We start from the raw sequence: 17950 nt of genomic DNA on the forward strand, positions 1-17950 counted from the left end.
TACGGCCCGTACCCCCGCCGACCGGGGTACGGGCCGCAGTCATGTACGCGCGCGTGGCTCACGCGAGACGCACGCGCGCGTAGACCCCTGTTTCAGCTCACCTGTCCTCGTGCCAGCCGAAGCTCTTCTCCACCGCCTTGCGCCAGTTGTGGTACTCGTGGTCGCGCACGGAGGCCTCCATGGACGGCGTCCACTCGACGTCCTTCTGCCAGTGCGACTTCAGCTCGTCGAGGTCGTTCCACACACCGGTCGCGAGCCCGGCCGCGTACGCGGCGCCCAGGCAGGTCGTCTCGGAGACCTTCGGACGGATCACCGGCACCCCGAGAACATCCGCCTGGTGCTGCATCAGCAGATTGTTCTTGGTCATGCCGCCGTCCACCTTCAGGGTGGTGATCTGCACCCCGGAGTCCTGGTACATGGCGTCCACGACCTCACGGGTCTGCCAGCTGGTCGCCTCCAGAACCGCGCGGGCGAGGTGCGCCTTCGTGACGTACCGCGTGAGCCCCGTGACGACACCGCGCGCGTCGGAGCGCCAGTAGGGGGCGAACAGGCCCGAGAACGCGGGCACGATGTACGCGCCGCCGTTGTCCTCGACGCTCGCCGCCAGCGTCTCGATCTCGTCGGCGCTGCGGATGATGCCGAGCTGGTCGCGGAACCATTGCACGAGCGCCCCGGTGATCGCGATCGACCCCTCGAGGCAGTAGACCGGCGCCTCGGTGCCGATCTTGTAGCCCATCGTCGTCAGCAGCCCGTTCTTCGAAGGAACGGGCCGGTTACCGGTGTTGAGCAGCAGGAAACTGCCCGTGCCGTACGTGTTCTTCGCCGTGCCCACGTCGTAACAGGCCTGCCCGAACACCGCCGCCTGCTGGTCGCCGAGCGCCGACGCGACGGGCACGCCCCCGAGTTGGCCCACAGCGGTGCCGTACACCTCGGCGGAGGACCTGATCTCGGGAAGGACCGCTTCGGGGACGTTCATCGCGGAGAGGATGGACTGGTCCCACTGGAGGGTCTCCAGGTTCATCAGCATGGTGCGCCCGGCGTTGGTCACGTCGGTGACGTGCTGCCCGCCGTCCGTGCCGCCGGTCAGGTTCCAGATCAGCCAGGAGTCGATGGTGCCGAAGGCGATCTCGCCGCGCTCGGCACGCGCGCGCAGCCCCGGGACGTTGTCGAGCAGCCAGGCCGCCTTGGGCCCGGAGAAGTAGCTGGCCAGCGGCAGTCCGGTCTGCTCGCGGAAGCGGTCCTGCCCGTCCGTGCCGCCCAGTTCGTTGCAGAGAGCGGAGGTGCGGGTGTCCTGCCAGACGATCGCGTTGTGCACGGGCTTGCCAGTGGCGCGGTCCCACAGAACCGTCGTCTCCCGCTGGTTGGTGATGCCGAGCGCGCTGACCTGGTCGGCGCGCAGCCCGGCCTTGGCGATCGCCCCGGCGACCACCGCCTGCACCTTGGACCAGATCTCGGTGGCGTCGTGCTCCACCCAGCCCGGCTTCGGGAAGATCTGGCGGTGTTCGCGCTGGTCGACGGCGACGATCGCGCCGTCCTGGTTGAAGATGATGCAGCGGCTTGAGGTGGTGCCCTGGTCGATTGCGGCGACGTACTTCTCGGCATGGTCCGTCATGACGTCCCCTTCGTCAGAAGGCTGCGTTGTAGATCGCGGCCCCGATGGCGGCACCCGCGATCGGGCCGACCACCGGGATCCAGGAGTAACTCCACTCCGAGGTGCCCTTGTTGGGAATCGGCAGCAGCGCGTGGGTGAGGCGCGGTCCCAGGTCGCGGGCCGGATTGATGGCGTACCCGGTGGGGCCGCCCAGTGAGAGGCCGATGCCGACGACGAGGAGGGAGATGAGCAGAACGGGCAGGCCCGCGTCGCCGATGCCCGCGACGTGCTTGCTCCCGCCGACCAGCCCGAGGATGGGCAGCATCAGGGCGGCGGTGGCGATGATCTCGGTGATCAGGTTCTGTACCGGGTTGTTGATCTCGGGCCGCGTCGAGAAGATCCCCAGCGTCTCGATGGCCTTGTCCTCTTCGGCGTTGAGGTTGAACTGGCCGAGGTAGAGAAGCCAGCAGAGCGTGGCCCCGATGATGGCTCCGGCGAACTGCCCGAGGATGTAGAAGGGTACGTCCTCCCACTTCGTGGAGCCCTCGATGGCGAAGCCGATCGTCACCGCCGGGTTGATCTGCCCTCCGGACAGTGGTGCCGAGGTGTACGCACCGGCGAGCACACCGAAGCCCCACCCGAAGGCGATGACGACCCAGCCCGCGCCCTGTGCCTTGGACTTGTTGAGGGTGACCGCGGCGCACACTCCCGCGCCGAACAGGATCAGAATCGCGGTGCCGATCAACTCGCCGACAAAGATGTCTCCGTTGCTCATGGCGGCTCCTAGGCTCTCGCCCGGGGCGGTCCGCCCCGGTCCACCGTGCAGGGTGCGTTTCCCATGGCTACTGCAGCCGAAGGCAGGGAGGTCCCGCGCCCCGCCCGGCGTCCGTGACGAGCGTGCCGTCGCAGTGGAATCGCCCGTGGAGGATGGCCCTTCGTCCAGGTCGGAAACCCGAGCGGCGCGGTGCCTGAAGACGCCCGAATGCGGCGATGCCGACTGACACCCGGAAGTGTTCACCGGTGCCCAGGGGGCGTCAAGGTCGCGGACTGCAACGGTTCGAAGGCCGCAAAAGGGGACGTGACAGGGAGGCCCGCCGAAGGGGGCATGCAAGCCGCAGGGCCCCGCGAGGCGCGGACCGGCCGCCACCGAGCCCCGCCGATCGACGCCGACTGCCATGCATCGACCGCCGACGGGCCCTTCGCACCCTTGCAGGTCAGCAGGTCAGCAGGTCGGCACGCCGATGGCCAACAGCTTGGGCGGCCCGAGACCGAGAAGTCAGCCGGCCAGCGTCTGCCCCGACCACTGAGCCGGTGCAGCCCCCGGGCCACGGCGGATCTCGTGGCCCGGCAGCCCCGCGCGCCCCAGCACCCAACTCGCCCCGCTCAGGGCCTTCGCGGCCTGCTTGAGCGGCGCGAGACACGCGGCCGCCTGTCGGTGGTCGGTCACACTGCCCGGCGCGCACAGCACCGTGGCCAGCGACAGTGTGACGGCCCGTCCTCCTGCCGACCAGGGCGCGTCGAGCACCGAGGTGGCCAGCGGGTCGAGGGTGTCGGGGTCCGCGAGGACCAGGAAGTCGTCCCCGCCGATGTGCCCCACATGCGTCGCCCCGGACGCCGCGTGCTGCAACGCCCGCCCCACCGCCCGGATCAGCTCGTCGCCCGCCGCGAACCCCGCTCCGTCGTTGACCTGCTTGAAGTGGTCCACGTCCAGCCAGCTCAGCGCGAACACCCGGCCGTCCGCGATCCGCCGGTCCACCTCCCCGGTGATCGCGTCCGAACCGGGCAGCCGCGTCAGCGGATTGAGCCCGGCCGCCTCTTCGACGCGGCTCTCGGCGAGCGCCCGTACGAGATCCGCCAGCCGTACGACACCCACGCACCGCCCGTACCGGTCGACGACCGCGACATCGTCGGACGTACGGTCCCGCTCCCCGTCCGCCACCACGTCGAGGACCTCCCACGCGGTGGCGTCGACGCCGACCGTACGCGGCGGATCGCCGAGCTTGGCGGCCGGCCGGTCGGCGTACAGCGCATGCCCGTACCGCCCCGACATGGACAGCAGGAACCGCGACCGGTGCACTGACCTGACCGGAACGCCAGAGGTGTCCACGAGCAGCGCCCCGGACACGTCGGGCGATCCGGTGAGCAGCGCCCGTACCTGTCCGGCGGACGCCGTGGCGGGCAGCAGCGCGGCAGGCCGCACGAACTGCCGCACGGACGGCCCCGACCGAGGCACCGCCGCCATGCCGGGGGAGAGGGCCGGAACGTATACGTCCGCCGCGGGCAACCGCGCGGGCGGCGCGAACAGCTCGCCCTGCGCCAGCTGCGCGCCCGCCGACACCGCGGCCGCGCACTGCGCCTCCGTCTCGACCCCCTCGACCGACAGCAGCGCTCCCAAGTGCTCGCACAGCGTGCGCATCGCCCGCACCGCCGCCGGCCGCGACAGCAGCGACACATCGAGCTTCACCAGCTCGGGCGCGAGGTCCGTGAGCAGCCGCAGGGGTACGTCGCCGTCGCCCACCCCGTCCGCACAGATCCGGAAGCCCTCGCCCCGTAGCGCGGCAACCGCCTCCAGCAGGGCATGCTGCGGAACATGGGTGTACGGCGGACCGACGTCGACCGTCACCTCCCAGGGCAGCCGCCCTGCCTCGCGCACCGCCTCGCGCAGCGCCGCGAGCCCGCCCAGGTCGGCCAGGGTCCCGGCGAACACGTTCACGTGCAGCGGCAGCAGCGTCTCCTTGCGGGCCGCCGCCCGGATCGCCAACGCGGCCAGACGACCGTCGAGTTCGGGGTCGCGGCGCGCCTCGGCCAAGATGTCGCCGGCTTCCGGGCGTGCGAGTATCTCCAGCGCAGCGACCCCTCCGGTCGTCAGATTGACGACCGGCTGGAAGGCGAAGCGGACAGTATCCGTCCAGGAGGGCACGGCAGCATGATGGCGCCGCCCGCGCACGCCCGGGCGCGATTCATGAGCTGTTCACGCGGGATTCCCAGGTGGTCACAGTCGGTGCGTACGCCTGTCCGAGATCAGCGTACGGCGATGACCGACGACCCATGTCCGAACAGCCCCTGGTTCGCGGTGATCCCGGCCCGGGCCCCCGCGACCTGCCGGTCACCCGCGGTGCCCCGCAACTGCCATGTCAGCTCGCACACCTGGGCGATGGCCTGTGCCGGAACAGCCTCCCCGAAGGAGGCCAGACCGCCGCTGACGTTCACCGGTATGTGCCCGCCGAGCGCCGTGGCACCCTCCCTCAGCAGCTTCGCGGCCTCGCCCTCCGCGCACAGGCCGAGATCCTCGTACCACTGCAACTCCAGGGCCGTGGACAGGTCGTACACCTCGGCGAGGGAGAGGTCCTCGGGACCGATGCCCGCCTCCTCGTACGCCGCCCGCGCGATGGAAGCGCGGAAGGTGTGGGCCGCGGGCTCCACCGCGACCGCGGAGTCCGTGGCGATGTCCGGCAGATCCAGCACGGTGTTCGGGTAGCGCGGCGTCACCGTGGACACCGCGCGGATCCGCACGGGATCCGCCGCTCCGTGCCGTCGCGCGAACCCCATGCTGGACAACACGAGGGCCGCGCCGCCGTCGGAGGTCGCGCAGATGTCGAGCAGCCGCAGCGGATCGGCGACGACCGCGGACCCGGCGACCTCCTCGGCGGTGACCCTCTTGCGGTAGCGCGCGTTCGGATTCAGCGCCCCCAGGGCCGCGTTTTTCACCTTGACCTGTGCGAAGTCCTCCAGTGTGTCCCCGTGCACGGCCATCCGCCGTCGCGCGTACAGCCCGAAGTACGTCGGATTCGTCGCCCCCAGTACGCGGAACCGCAGCCAGTCGGGATCATCCGGCCTGTCCCCGCCCGCCGGACGGAAGAATCCCTTGGGCGCCGCGTCCGCGCCCACCACGAGCACGACGTCCGCGAGGCCCGAAAGGATCTGTGCCCGCGCCGTGTTGAGCGCCTGAGCGCCCGACGCGCACGCCGCGTACACACTGGCGACCCGCGCCCCCTGCCAGCCCAGCGCCTTCGCGAACGTCGCCCCCGCCACATACCCCGGGTAGCCGCCGCGCACGGTGTCCGCGCCCACGATCGAGCCGACCTCCCGCCAGTCGATCCCCGCGTCGGCCAGCGCCGCCCGCGCCGCCGCGACTCCGTACTCGACGAAGCCGCGTCCCCACTTGCCCCAGGGGTGCATGCCCGCGCCGAGCACCGCCACCTCGCCGGTCATGCCGTCACCCCCGTGCGCCACATGCTCCTCATGCCGTCACCCCCGTCGGCCGCCAGTGCCATGTCGTCCAGGTCGTCTCCGCGTCCTCGTTCAGCACACCGGGGACGACCTCCACCTCCATGCCCACCGTCAGATCGGCGACGGTGATGCCGGGAACCGTCTGGCCGAGTACCACGATGCGCTCGGATTCCATCTCCACAGCGATCAACGTGTAGGGCTCCCACGAGAGTTCCGGATCGGTCACATACGGTGACGGAGGCCGGTACTGGCTGTCCGTGTAGGACCAGACGCGGCCGCGCCGGGACAGCGGCACCTCGGCCAGCTCGCCGCCCCGGCAGTCCGGATTGCGGCAGAACGCGTCCTCGCGGGGAAAGAAGACCGAGGCGCACGCCGAGCAGCGTGTGCCGAGCAGCCGGAAGTCGGCCCCGTCCCCGGCGAACCACCCGGCGACCACAGGCGTGCGTGTACGTGACAAGACCCCTCCACGACACTGGATCTGACGGAACGTCAGAAGTGTGCCACGGGCGACCGGAATTGGGCAGGGCGTCGTGGAGAACCGCGGGGGCCTCCCGGGCGTCGGAGTATCGGTAGGGACGGCCGGGGCCCACGGGGGTGGTTCCGGCCGTCCCTCATCACCCGTGGGGGGGACGGTCAGCAGAAGTCGCCGTTCCTCGGGGCCGGCTGCCTCACGTCGTCCCGCTGAGCCGCTGCGGGACCACCCCTGAAGACGTCCCTCCAGTGATCGGATACAGTCCGCGGCGTGTCCGCATCCCCGCACCCGCCCGCCGACTTCGCGCCGGACTCTCACTGTTCCAGCTGCGGAACACCCTACGGAGAGGGAATCTCCGGCTGGCCCCGCACCTGCGCCGCCTGCGGCACCGTGGCCTACCGCAATCCACTTCCGGTCGCGGTGGCCCTGCAACCCGTGTACGACGCCAGGGGCACCTCCCTGGTCGTGATCACCCGGACCATCGCTCCCGCGCGCGGGGGCATCGCCCTGCCCGGAGGGTTCATCGACCACCGGGAGGACTGGCGGCACGCCGTCGTCCGGGAGCTCAAGGAGGAGACGGGCATCGACGCGGCGAGCCGGGAGGTGCGGCTCGCCGACGCGATGAGTTCACCGGCCGGGCACCTGCTGCTCTTCGGGCTCCTCCCGGAGCGTCCGGCCGCCGAACTCCCGCCGTCCGCCGTCACGGACGAGACGGAGGGCTGGCACCTGCTGCGAAGACCGGAGGAACTCGCCTTCCCGCTGCACACCTTGGCGGTGCGGGCGTGGTTCGAGGGCCGGTACCTCTGAGGGGCGCGCGCAGCTGAAGGCGCGCGCTCGGGGCGCTCAGTGATCCGTCACGGCGCCCCGAGCCCCCGCACACGCACCGGGTACGCCGGCTCCCCCAGGCCACCCTCTCGGTCCCGTCGCACGATCACGCGCTTCCCCTCCCAGCGCGTCACATAGCGCTCGACCTCCTGCTCGTCCCACCCGTCGCCCGCGTCCGGGACGACGAGCCCGCCCCCGGTGCGCCCGCGCGCGGGAGCCCACGCCTCCAGCTCCAGACCGCCGTCGGCACCCCGTACGGGCACGACGGCGCCCGCGCGCGCGAGCACCGGAATCCGCGACAAGGGGGCGTCGATCAGCACCTGGCCAGGACCCTCGTACGCCTCCTCGGTGACGGTGTCGTACCAACGCCCCCGCGGCAGCTGCACCGCCCGCCGGTCGGCCCCGTGGTCGAGTACCGGCGCCACCAGGAGGCAGTCGCCGAGCAGGAAGGCGTCCTCGCAGTCGCGGAGCGCCCGGTCCTCCGGCGCGCCCCACCACACGGGCCGCACATACGGCGCACCGGTGCGGCGCGCCAGGTGCGCCAGGGTCATGAAGTACGGCAGCAGTCGCTGCCGCTCGACGAGCGCCACGCGCGCGTGCTCCAGGACTTTGTCACCGAACTCCCAGGGCTCCCTGCGCCCGGCGCGCAGACTCGCGTGCGTACGGAACAGCGGGAGGTAGGCGCCGAGCTGGAACCACCGCAGATACAGCTCCGGAGAGGGGTTCCCGTCGAAGCCGCCCACGTCGGGCCCCGAGTACGGCACCCCGCACAGCCCGAGCCCCATCACCAGGGACAGCGACGCGCGCAACCCCGGCCAGCCCGTGGCCACGTCCCCGGACCAGGTCCCTCCGTAGCGCTGCATTCCGGCCCACCCGGAGCGCGAGAAGATGAACGGCCGCTCCTGGGGAGCAAGTTCACGCAGACTCTCGTACCCGGCCCGGGCCATGCCGAGCGCGTACACGTTGTGCGCCTCGCGGTGGTCTCCGCCGCGCCCCTCCAGGGAGTGCCGGGCCGAACGCGGCAGCGTCGACTCCCCGAACGCCGCGAACGACGTCGGCTCATTCATGTCGTGCCAGAACCCGGCGAACCCCTGCGCCAGCCGTTCCTCGTACAGCCCGCCCCACCAGCGCCGCACGCGCGCGTGCGTGAAATCCGGGTAGACCGACTCCCCAGGCCATACGACACCCCGTACGAGCCGCCCCGAGGCATCACGCACGAAGGCCTCCTCGGCGACGCCACTGTCGTACACGGCGTTGCCCGGCTCGGCCTTGACCGCCGGGTCGACGATCGACACCAGGCGGATGCCGTCGCGGCGCAGTTCCTCGGCGAGCACGGGCAGCTTCGGGAAGTGCTCCCGGTCGACCGTGAACACCTGGTGCTCGTCGTAGTGGTCGATGTCCAGATGGACCGCGTCGAGCGGAAGACCGTGCTCCTGGTAGCCCGCGACGATCCGCCGGACCTCCTGCTCGCTGCCGAAGCCCCACCGTGCGTGATGGTGCCCCAGTGCCCACGCGGGCGGCAGCGCGGGCGCCCCGGTGAGCGAGGCCCAGGCGTGCAGCACGCGCGCGGGGGTGCCCACCATCACCCAGCAGCGCAGCGGGCCGCCGTCCATGCGCAGTTCGCAGGTCCCGGCTCTGTCGTGCCCGGAGCCGGCGCCCTCCTCGCCCTCGCGCAAGGCGACCGTGCCGTCCCACGAGGTGTCGTGGAACACGAGATGCGTGGCCGCGTCGGCGACCACCATCTGCACCGGCATGGTGATGTACAGCGGATCGTCGCCGGGCGCGAAGGCGTGGCCGGGATCCGTGTTCCACAGCCGGTACGTCCCGTCGCGCAGCCGAGGCCCTGCCGTGCGCCCGCCCAGGCCGAAGAAGCGCGCGTCGGCGGCCACTTCGGAGCGCTGCATCCAGCGCGCTCCGCCACCGTCGACCGGCTCCCACCAACGCGGCGGCAGATCACGGCGCAGGATCACCCCACCGGGGGTACACACGTCGACCGCTCCGTGCCGCGAGACCACGACCGTCACACGCTCGGCCACGACCCGCCAGCCGCCGTCCTTGTCGGGCTCCAGGACGGCCCGTGGGTCCGGCTCCGGGCAGCGGCCCGCGAGCGCGTACGACGGCTCGGGACCAGCCCCGTCCCAGCCCCAGAACACGGCGCCGTTCACCGCGACCGTGATCCGCAGCTCGGACCGCGCGAACCGTACGACGCCGCCGCCGGGCCCCGGCTCCACATCCCGCACCGGGCCCGGCACCCGCGCACGCTCGGCCCCGCGCCGCGGCAGCCCAGTGGCGTCGGCACGCCTCCTGCGCCACGCGGCCCGCACAGTGCGCAATCCTTGAGTGGCACCCCCCGAACCGACCGCCTTCACCGAACGCACCAGGTCACGACCGTCCATGCTGCTCACCCTGCCATTACCGGCGCCAAATGGGTGAGTCGTTCAACTGCCGTTCACCCGTGGCGACGCCACATCTTCACGCTGCCGACTATGTGTGGCGCACCCTGGTGCAGAAGTCGATCACATGGCATCGTCCGTGTCAGCCGCGTGACGCGCACACCCCCGCTCGTGCGCGACAGACGCACACGACGCGCACAGTCCGGGAGCCGCCCCATGTCCACCTCGAACCCCTCACCGCTCTGGCAGCCCACTGGGGAGCGCATCGCCCAGGCGCAGATCACGAAGTTCCAGGCCTGGGCGGCCGAGCAGCACGGAGCCCCGTCCGACGGCGGCTACGCGGCGCTGCACTGCTGGTCGGTGGACGAACTGGACACGTTCTGGAAAGCCGTCACCGAATGGTTCGACGTACGGTTTTCGACCCCCTACGCGCGCGTGCTCGGCGACCGTTCCATGCCCGGCGCCGAGTGGTTCCCCGGGGCGACCCTCAACTACGCCGAGCACGCCCTGCGCGCCGCCGGGACCCGTGCGGGCGCGCCCGCGCTCCTGTACGTCGACGAGACCCATGAGCCGACCCCCGTGAGCTGGTCCGAGCTGCGCCGCCAGGTCGGGTCCCTGGCCGCCGAGCTGCGCACCCTCGGGGTAGGTCCGGGAGACCGTGTCAGCGGCTATCTCCCGAACGTTCCGCAAGCCGTGGTCGCCCTTCTCGCCACGGCCGCCGTGGGCGGTGTCTGGACGTCCTGCGCCCCCGACTTCGGCGCCCGCAGCGTCCTCGACCGCTTCCAGCAGGTCGAACCCGTCGTGCTGTTCGCGGTCGACGGCTACCGCTACGGCGGCAAGGAGCACGACCGCCGCGACATCGTCGCCGAGCTGCGCCGCGAGCTGCCCACGCTGCGCGCCGTCGTCCACATCCCGCTGCTCGGCACCGAGGCCCCCGAGGGCGCCCTGGACTGGTCAACGCTGACCTCCGCCGACGTGGAGCCCGTCTTCGAGCAGGTCCCCTTCGACCATCCCTTGTGGGTGCTCTACTCCTCGGGCACTACCGGCCTCCCCAAGGCCATCGTCCAGTCACAGGGCGGCATCCTCGTCGAGCACCTCAAGCAGCTCGGCCTGCACTGCGACCTCGGCCCCGAAGACCGCTTCTTCTGGTACACGTCCACCGGCTGGATGATGTGGAACTTCCTCGTCTCCGGCCTGCTCACGGGCACCACGATCGTCCTGTACGACGGCAGCCCCGGCTATCCGGACACGGGCGCCCAGTGGCGCATCGCCGAACGCACGGGAGCCACTCTCTTCGGCACGTCAGCCGCGTACGTCATGGCGTGTCGCAAGGCGGGCGTCCACCCCTCCCGCGACTTCGACCTCTCGCGTGTGCAGTGCGTCGCCACCACGGGCTCGCCCCTGCCGCCCGACGGCTTCCGCTGGCTGCACGACGAGATCCGCGAAGACCTGTGGATCGCCTCCGTCAGCGGCGGCACCGACGTGTGCTCCTGCTTCGCGGGAGGGGTACCGACACTCCCGGTGTACATCGGCGAACTCCAGGCTCCCGGCCTCGGCACCGACCTCCAGTCCTGGGACCCCAGCGGAAAGCCCGTCATCGACGAAGTCGGCGAACTCGTGGTCACCAATCCGATGCCGTCGATGCCCATCCGCTTCTGGAACGACCCCGACGGCAGCCGCTACCACGACAGCTACTTCGACACGTATCCCGGAGTGTGGCGCCACGGCGACTGGATCACCGTCACCTCACGTGGCTCCGTCGTCATCCACGGACGTTCCGACTCCACGCTCAACCGCCAGGGCGTGCGCATGGGGTCGGCCGACATCTACGAAGCCGTCGAACGCCTCCCCGAGATCAAGGAGTCGCTCGTCATCGGCATCGAACAGCCCGACGGCGGCTACTGGATGCCCCTCTTCGTGCACCTCGCCCCCGGAGCCGTACTCGACGAGGCCCTCCTGAACCGCATCAAGCGGACCATCCGCGAACAGCTCTCACCGCGCCACGTCCCCGACGAGGTCATCGAGGTCCCCGGCGTTCCCCACACCCTCACCGGCAAGCGCATCGAGGTCCCGGTCAAACGCCTTCTCCAGGGCACCCCCTTGGACAAGGCGGTCAATCTCGGCTCCGTGGACAACGTCGAACTGCTGCGCTTCTACGAGGAGCTGGCCCACAAGCGCGCCTGATCAGCCCCCGTAGGAGGCCTCGGACTCGCCGAGCACGGCAGCGAAGTCCGAGGCCAGGCGCACCGCGTCGGCGGGCTCGAGTTCGGACCCCGAGATCCGTACACCGGGTCCGCAGGCGATCCGGAACCGCGCCCCCGCCCCGACCCACCACCCGTACGACCGCAGCCCGTTCACAACGGCCGACTCGTCCCGCACGGGCACCCAGAGGTTCAGCCCGCTCACACCGTGAGCCTCGATCCCACGCTCCGCGAGCTCGCGGACGAGCGCGTTCCGACGCATCCCGTACGTCTCCTGAGCACGCGCGATCAACGCGCGCGTGCCGTCGTCCGTCATGAGCCCGTACACCGTCTCCTGCAACAGGTGGCTGACCCAGCCCGAGGTCAGCAGCAGCCGACCGTCGTGCCGAGCCAGCGTCGTGGGATCACAGGCCGCCGCGGCCCATCGCAGATCGGTCCCCAGGAACTTGCTCACGGTCCGCACATGCACCCAGCGCGCCAGGCCGCCCGCCGTCAACGTGTGAAGCGGCGCGCCCGCGACGGCGGACGCGTGGTCGTTCTCCACGACCAGCACATCGGGCTCCTCCCGAAGCACGTCGACCAGCGCGTCCCGGCGCTCCGCCGAGAAACACCCGCCGAACGGATTCTGCGCCCGCGGACTGCACACGACCGCTCGTACGCCTGCCCGCAACGCACCGCGCAGCGCCTCGGGGCGCATCCCCTGATCGTCCACCGCCACCGGGACGTTACGCAGCCCCAACGCCGTGACCAGATCCAGCAGATGGTGATAACCGGGGTCCTCCATGGCAACGGCATCCCCTGGCCGCAACTCCACTGACAGCAGCCGCCCCACCAGATCCAGCGCACCGTGCGCGAACGTCACGTGGTCCGTCGGCACCCCGTCCGGCTCCAGCCAGCCGCGCACCGCTTCCTCCAGTCGCGCCAGTCGGGGCGTGCTGCGGTGCGACCGCGCGCCGGGGGAGAGCCGCGACGGCGGCACCAGATGGGGAAGCAGCTCAGGGTCAGGATGTCCGCCGGCCAAGTCGCGCAGTCCGTCCGGCACTTTCGGGGGCCGGCGCGACGCCACCGCGGGAGCCTCGGCGACCACGGTCCCGCCACGCCCGCGGGTCACGACGATCCCGCGCCGCCGCAGCTCCTTGTAGGCCGTCGCAACCGTCCCGGGACTCACCCCGAGCTCGTCGGCAAGCCCGCGCACCGGAGGCAGTGCCGTTCCCGGACCCAACGCGCCCTCGGCCACGCCTCGTTCGATGGACGAGGCAATCCCCTTGGCCGTCGAACCACTGATCACATATTGTGTTGCCACATTGTCGAGTATGTATCAGTACATAACTGAAGGCAAGGGGGAACAGTGAGTCCGACGCGCATTCCAGGAGGCCTCCACGGCCGCCGAATGCTCTGGATCGCCCTCGTCGACCGGATCGGCAGCGGACTGTGGGCCTCCGTCTCCGTTCTGTACTTCACCTACGTCACCGGGCTCTCCGTCGCGCAGGTCGGCACCCTCGCCGCCGTAGCGGGCGCCATAGGCATCGCCGGTGCCCCCCTAGGCGGCCGCATCGCGGACCGCCTGCCCCTCACCCGCGTCCTGATCGCCCTCCAGCTCCTGCGGGCCCTCGCCTCCTTCGCACTGCTCACCACCGACAACTGCGCCCTGCTGCTCGCCTTCTCGGCCGTCGGCAGCCTCGGCGACCGCGCGGCCAACGTCCTCACCAAGCTGTACGCCACCCGCGTCTCAGGGCGGGACCGCGTCCGCTACCAGGCCCTCAACCGGACCGTCGCCAACGTCGGCTGGGCCCTCGGCGGTCTCGCCGCCGCAGCGGCCCTCGCCGTCGGCACCACCACCGCGTACCAGTGGCTCCTGGCAGGCGACGCCCTCTCGTTCATCGCCGCCGCCCTCCTCACCGTGCGCTGCGCCGAACCGCCGTCACCCACCCGAACGGTCGCCACATCGAAGGACCCCGTCCCCACGACACGGCGGGCCACCCCCTGGCGCGATCGCACTTACCTCGCATACGTCGCCACCGAGACCGCCCTCTTCCTCGACGACGCGGTGTTCAAGGTCGGGCTGCCGCTGTGGATCGCGCACTCCGACAGCGCGCCGCACGGCCTGGCCCCGCTGCTCATGGTCCTCAACAACGTGATGGTGGTGGCCCTCCAAGTCCCGTTGGCCCGGTTCGGGGCCACAACAGCCGCGGCACGCGCCCTGCTGCTCCCGCTCTCCGCCGCCTTCGCCCTGGGCGGCGCCACCATGGCACTCTCTGCCACGGGCGGGACCATCGCCGCGTGCCTGTTCCTCACGGCCTCGGCCATCGCCTTCACCCTGGCCGAAATAATCCACGCCACCGTCTCCTGGGAACTCTCGGTCGCCCTCGCACCCGACACCGCCCAGGGCGCCTACCTCGGCGCTCACGGGCTGGCACAGTCCACACAGCGCAGCATCGGGCCACTGGCAGTCACCGCGGCCATCGCCACCGGCCCCATCGGCTGGACCGTTTTCGGCGCGACCATCGCCCTGACCTGCTTGTTTCAGCATCGCCTGGTGCGCGACCAGCTCGCCCGACCGGCATTGTCAGTGCCACTGGTTACTGTGAGTGAGAATTGATCGACTGCGCACAGGGGGATACATGGCGCACACCCAGCACCAGACCATGCGACGCGTCCTGCGCCGCGAAATCGCCGGCACCATCGGCCTGTTGACCGACGCACACGACTTCACGGCGATGCGGCGCTACCGCACCTTCGCCTTCGACGACCATGCGACCTACCTCCAGCAGGTGGAATCCCTGCTCAGGACCCTCGCCGCCCAGGGCAGCCACACCACGGTGGCACTCTTCGACCCCGAGGAGTACGCCGAGTTCTGCGCCGCCAGCGGCCTGGAACCCGACGCCGCCGCCAGCCGCACCCGCTTCACCGCCGAGCTGGCCGCCACAGGACCGACCGTTCCCTACGAGGGACAGTCCCTCGACGAACTCGTTCCGGACCTCGTCGACGAGGCCGTCCGCCAGGCGACCTGGGAGTACGCGACCACACTCCTGGCCCGCATCGGCAATTGCGCGTCCTGCGGCGAGGACATCGGACGCGCGTCCTTCGTCCGCGCCTCCCACCTCCTCTCCCGCATCCTCGACACAGCGGGCCCCGGCGACCTGCACCTCGTATGCAGCGTCTCGGCGGTACCCGAAACGCTCGTCGCGGTACTCCGAGCCGACGACGCCGCGGGCACCTCCCGCCTCGACGAGTCGGAAGCCCTCGAATTCACCACTGTCCTGGCCCTCGGCATCGCCACCCGGAGCGTCGGAGGTCTCGTCATGCGCACCACCGCCCCCGACGCCACCGACCGCGTCTACGGATGGCGGCTGCGCGGCGAAGACCTGGAGCCCCTCACCGCCGCAGAAGTCTTCGACGCCTACTGCACCGACGCCGACTCCGGAGACCTCGTCTCCCCGGAATCCGGCGTCGACTACTGCGTTCCGCCCGACCTCGGCGAGGAAGGAGAAAGGACGGGCCACGCGCACTGAACGCGAGAGGGGCGCCCCACCCGAAGGTGGAGCGCCCCTGGACAACAGCCGATCGACGACGGGGCCCGGCTACTCGCCGGACAGCACCGCCTGAGCCGCGGTGCGCGCCTCCTCGGCCGTGTCCGTGGCACGCGCGGCCGCGGCGGCACGCTCGCACTGCGCCAACGTGTACTTGGCGAGAGTCGCCCGTACATAAGGAATCGACGCGGCGCCCATCGACAAGGAGGTGACACCGAGACCGGTCAGCACACACGCGAGCAGCGGATCGGACGCGGCCTCACCGCAGACACCACAGCTCTTGCCCTCGGCCTTCGCCGCCTCGGCGGACAGCGCGACCAGGTCGAGCAGCGCGGGCTGCCACGGGTCCTGCAGGCGGGACACCGCACCGACCTGCCGGTCGGCGGCGAAGGTGTACTGCGCGAGGTCGTTGGTCCCCAGCGACAGGAACTCGACCTCCTGCAGGATCGACCGCGCCCGCAGCGCGGCCGACGGAATCTCCACCATCGCGCCGAACTTCGCCTGCAGCCCGGCCACACGGCACGCGTCCGCGAACGCCTTGGCGTCAGTACGGTCCGCGACCATCGGAGCCATCACTTCGAGGTAGACCGGCAGCCCCTCCGAAGCCTTCGCGAGCGCCGTCAGCTGCGTACGCAGCACGTCGGGGTGGTCGAGCAGCGACCGAAGACCCCGTACACCCAGTGCCGGGTTCGGCTCGTCGGCCGGAGTCAGGAATTCGAGCGGCTTGTCCGCACCCGCGTCGAGCACACGCACGACGACACGGCCCTCGGGGAACGCCTCCAGCACCTGCCGGTACGCCTCGACCTGCTTCTCCTCGGACGGCGCGTTCTTGCTGTCGTCAAGGAAGAGGAACTCGGTGCGGAACAGACCGACACCCTCGGCACCGGCCTCCACCGCGGCCGGCACGTCCGCCGGGCCGCCGACGTTGGCCAGCAGCGGCACCTTGTGCCCGTCGGAGGTGGCACCCGGACCCGTCGAGGCGGACAGCGCCGCCTTGCGCTCTGCCGCCGCGGCCTCCAGCTGCGCCTTCTTCTCGGCGCTCGGCTCCACGAAGATCTCACCGGTGCTGCCGTCCACAGCGATCACGGTGCCCTCACCGATCTCACTCGCACCGGGCAGTGCCACCACAGCGGGAACCCCGAGCGCCCGCGCCAGGATGGCGCTGTGGCTGGTCGGCCCGCCCTCCTCGGTGACAAAACCGAGCACCAGAGTGGGGTCGAGCAGTGCGGTGTCCGCAGGCGCGAGGTCACGAGCAATAAGAACGTACGGCTCGTCGCTGTCCGGGACGCCCGGCATGGGCACGCCCAGCAGTCGCGCGACGATACGGTTCCGCACGTCATCGAGGTCGGCCACGCGACCCGCGAGATACTCGCCGGCACCCGCCAGCAGAGCGCGGTACGAGGCGAACGCGTCGTAGACCGCACGCTCGGCGGTGCTGCCGACGGCGATACGCCGTTCCACATCCGCCATCAGCTCGGGGTCCTGGGCCATCATGGCCTGAGCCTCGAGTACCGCCTGGGCTTCGCCCCCCGCCAGATTGCCGCGCGCAATCAGGTCGGCTGCCACAGCCTCCACGGCCTTGCGGGCACGCCCCTGTTCGCGCTCCGCGTCCTCCGCCGGGATCTGCTTGGCAGGCGGCTCAAGAACCGCCGTTCCCATGTGCCGAACCTCGCCGATCGCCACACCGTGGCTCACGCCGACGCCTCGCAGCGTTGTCTCCATCTCACCCGTCTCCGATAGTGCGGCGGGCCCCGCCGCCGCGGTGGTTGTCCAACTCGCCGTCCACTACGACGGCATCGATGTCACTGCCAGTCGAAAAGGACGTCGCCGGCCTTCACATCGCCGTCCTCGCGGAGGTCGGAGAGGGAGTCGCTGGTGGCCTCGAGCGCCACGATCGGGCACACCGGGGACTTGCCGGCCTGCTCGACAGCGACCGGGTTCCAGCGCACGATGCCCTGGCCGCGCGTCACAGTGTCGCCCTTGTTGACGAGCAGCTCGAAGCCCTCGCCGTTGAGCTGTACGGTGTCGATACCCAGGTGCGTGAGCACGCCATGACCCTCGCCGTCGACGACGACAAACGCATGTGGGTGAAGCGAGACAATCACTCCGTCCACGGGGGCGACAGCCTCCGAGGGCTCACGCACCGGGTCGATCGCCGTGCCGGGGCCGACCATCGCCCCGGAGAACACAGGATCCGGTACCGCGGCGAGTCCGATGGCGCGTCCTGCAAGAGGGGACGTCACGGTGGTCATGGGAAGCCTCCCAGGGGTGGAGATTTATATGGGCCGTCACTGCCTGTCCCGGACGGCGCACTGTTCAGCAGGGTATGTCATATGAAGTGCCGGTTCCGCATGAGAGGTACCGGTTGGCGGCCGTAGAGCACAGCGCAAACGATTTGCGCCCGCTCCGGACCCCCATGTAGAGTCGTACTCCTGCTTGAGGCCGAGCGACGCAACCAAGCGTCCTTGCCTGGCAGCACCCAACTTGTCAGATCCTATCTCGGGGTCTCGTTCTGCATGTCCGCAGGACGGTGGTCAGAGAGACAGAAAAACACTGATAGAGTTTGGAACACCGAAGGGAAGCGCCCGGAGGAAAGCCACGAGAGAGTCTCTCGGGTGAGTACAAAGGAAGCGTCCGTTCCTTGAGAACTCAACAGCGTGCCAAAAATCAACGCCAGATATGTTGATACCCCGTCTCCGGCCGATCGG

The 17950-nt window shown here is 70.6% G+C and carries 13 protein-coding genes; 4 read left to right on the forward strand and 9 right to left on the reverse strand.

Translation table 11 applies throughout. From position 1 onward, the window contains the following. Positions 1-97: 97 nt before the first annotated feature. The 5 genes from glpK to ACZ4WS_RS11090 form a co-directional block, all read right to left on the reverse strand. Complete coding sequence (gene glpK / locus ACZ4WS_RS11070) at positions 98-1612, reverse strand: glycerol kinase GlpK (RefSeq protein WP_467979213.1); 1515 nt, start codon at positions 1610-1612, stop codon at positions 98-100. A 13-nt stretch (positions 1613-1625) separates the two neighbouring features. After that, positions 1626-2366, reverse strand: coding sequence for an MIP/aquaporin family protein (locus ACZ4WS_RS11075; RefSeq protein ID WP_189188126.1), 741 nt, complete (start codon positions 2364-2366; stop codon positions 1626-1628). Positions 2367-2867: 501 nt separating this feature from the next. Continuing rightward, entirely contained in the window at positions 2868-4511 is a 1644-nt protein-coding gene (locus ACZ4WS_RS11080) for an EAL domain-containing protein (RefSeq protein ID WP_467979215.1), read from the reverse strand. Between the two features lie 101 nt (positions 4512-4612). Next, entirely contained in the window at positions 4613-5803 is a 1191-nt protein-coding gene (locus tag ACZ4WS_RS11085; protein WP_467979216.1) for a lipid-transfer protein, read from the reverse strand. Positions 5804-5831: 28 nt separating this feature from the next. Beyond that, a complete protein-coding gene (locus tag ACZ4WS_RS11090; protein ID WP_467979288.1) occupies positions 5832-6257 on the reverse strand; it encodes a Zn-ribbon domain-containing OB-fold protein in 426 nt (141 codons plus the stop codon). A gap of 306 nt (positions 6258-6563) precedes the next feature. Between ACZ4WS_RS11090 and ACZ4WS_RS11095 the strand changes: the two genes are divergently transcribed. Next, entirely contained in the window at positions 6564-7100 is a 537-nt protein-coding gene (locus tag ACZ4WS_RS11095) for an NUDIX domain-containing protein (RefSeq protein ID WP_467979218.1), read from the forward strand. A 47-nt stretch (positions 7101-7147) separates the two neighbouring features. Here the strand turns inward: ACZ4WS_RS11095 and ACZ4WS_RS11100 are convergent, their stop codons facing one another. Beyond that, positions 7148-9514: a glycoside hydrolase family 31 protein gene (locus tag ACZ4WS_RS11100; RefSeq protein WP_467979220.1), complete on the reverse strand. Its 2367-nt coding sequence runs from the start codon at positions 9512-9514 to the stop codon at positions 7148-7150. Positions 9515-9727: 213 nt separating this feature from the next. Between ACZ4WS_RS11100 and ACZ4WS_RS11105 the strand changes: the two genes are divergently transcribed. Then, positions 9728-11695, forward strand: a complete 1968-nt coding sequence (locus ACZ4WS_RS11105) for an acetoacetate--CoA ligase (protein WP_467979222.1) — start codon at positions 9728-9730, stop codon at positions 11693-11695. Here the strand turns inward: ACZ4WS_RS11105 and ACZ4WS_RS11110 are convergent, their stop codons facing one another. Then, complete coding sequence (locus ACZ4WS_RS11110) at positions 11696-13015, reverse strand: aminotransferase class I/II-fold pyridoxal phosphate-dependent enzyme (protein ID WP_467979224.1); 1320 nt, start codon at positions 13013-13015, stop codon at positions 11696-11698. 87 nt (positions 13016-13102) lie between these two features. Here ACZ4WS_RS11110 and ACZ4WS_RS11115 point away from each other — a divergent pair, with 87 nt between their 5' ends. Both ACZ4WS_RS11115 and ACZ4WS_RS11120 read left to right on the forward strand, forming a co-directional pair. After that, positions 13103-14311, forward strand: coding sequence for an MFS transporter (locus ACZ4WS_RS11115; protein ID WP_467979226.1), 1209 nt, complete (start codon positions 13103-13105; stop codon positions 14309-14311). Between the two features lie 22 nt (positions 14312-14333). Next, the gene (locus ACZ4WS_RS11120) at positions 14334-15224 is read left to right on the forward strand and encodes a hypothetical protein (RefSeq protein ID WP_467979227.1); all 891 of its coding nucleotides are present in this window, start codon (positions 14334-14336) and stop codon (positions 15222-15224) included. Positions 15225-15293: 69 nt separating this feature from the next. Here ACZ4WS_RS11120 and ptsP read toward each other — a convergent pair whose 3' ends face one another. Beyond that, on the reverse strand, positions 15294-16964 hold the full coding sequence (gene ptsP / locus ACZ4WS_RS11125; protein ID WP_467979229.1) for a phosphoenolpyruvate--protein phosphotransferase: 1671 nt from the start codon (positions 16962-16964) through the stop codon (positions 15294-15296). A gap of 80 nt (positions 16965-17044) precedes the next feature. Next, positions 17045-17494 (reverse strand): PTS sugar transporter subunit IIA, encoded by a 450-nt coding sequence (locus ACZ4WS_RS11130; protein WP_467979230.1) that lies wholly within the window; start codon positions 17492-17494, stop codon positions 17045-17047. Positions 17495-17950 lie beyond the last annotated feature (456 nt).

This window comes from Streptomyces sp. NPDC029292 (genome assembly GCF_055569295.1).

Excerpts from the sequence above, each read along its gene's own strand:
- glpK (WP_467979213.1), bottom strand. The coding sequence starts at position 1,612 with ATGACGGACCATGCCGAGAAGTACGTCGCCGCAATCGACCAGGGCACC.
- ACZ4WS_RS11075 (WP_189188126.1), bottom strand. The coding sequence starts at position 2,366 with ATGAGCAACGGAGACATCTTTGTCGGCGAGTTGATCGGCACCGCGATT.
- ACZ4WS_RS11085 (WP_467979216.1), bottom strand. The coding sequence starts at position 5,803 with ATGACCGGCGAGGTGGCGGTGCTCGGCGCGGGCATGCACCCCTGGGGC.
- ACZ4WS_RS11100 (WP_467979220.1), bottom strand. The coding sequence starts at position 9,514 with ATGGACGGTCGTGACCTGGTGCGTTCGGTGAAGGCGGTCGGTTCGGGG.
- ACZ4WS_RS11105 (WP_467979222.1), top strand. The coding sequence starts at position 9,728 with ATGTCCACCTCGAACCCCTCACCGCTCTGGCAGCCCACTGGGGAGCGC.
- ACZ4WS_RS11115 (WP_467979226.1), top strand. The coding sequence starts at position 13,103 with ATGCTCTGGATCGCCCTCGTCGACCGGATCGGCAGCGGACTGTGGGCC.
- ACZ4WS_RS11120 (WP_467979227.1), top strand. The coding sequence starts at position 14,334 with ATGGCGCACACCCAGCACCAGACCATGCGACGCGTCCTGCGCCGCGAA.
- ptsP (WP_467979229.1), bottom strand. The coding sequence starts at position 16,964 with ATGGAGACAACGCTGCGAGGCGTCGGCGTGAGCCACGGTGTGGCGATC.
- ACZ4WS_RS11130 (WP_467979230.1), bottom strand. The coding sequence starts at position 17,494 with ATGACCACCGTGACGTCCCCTCTTGCAGGACGCGCCATCGGACTCGCC.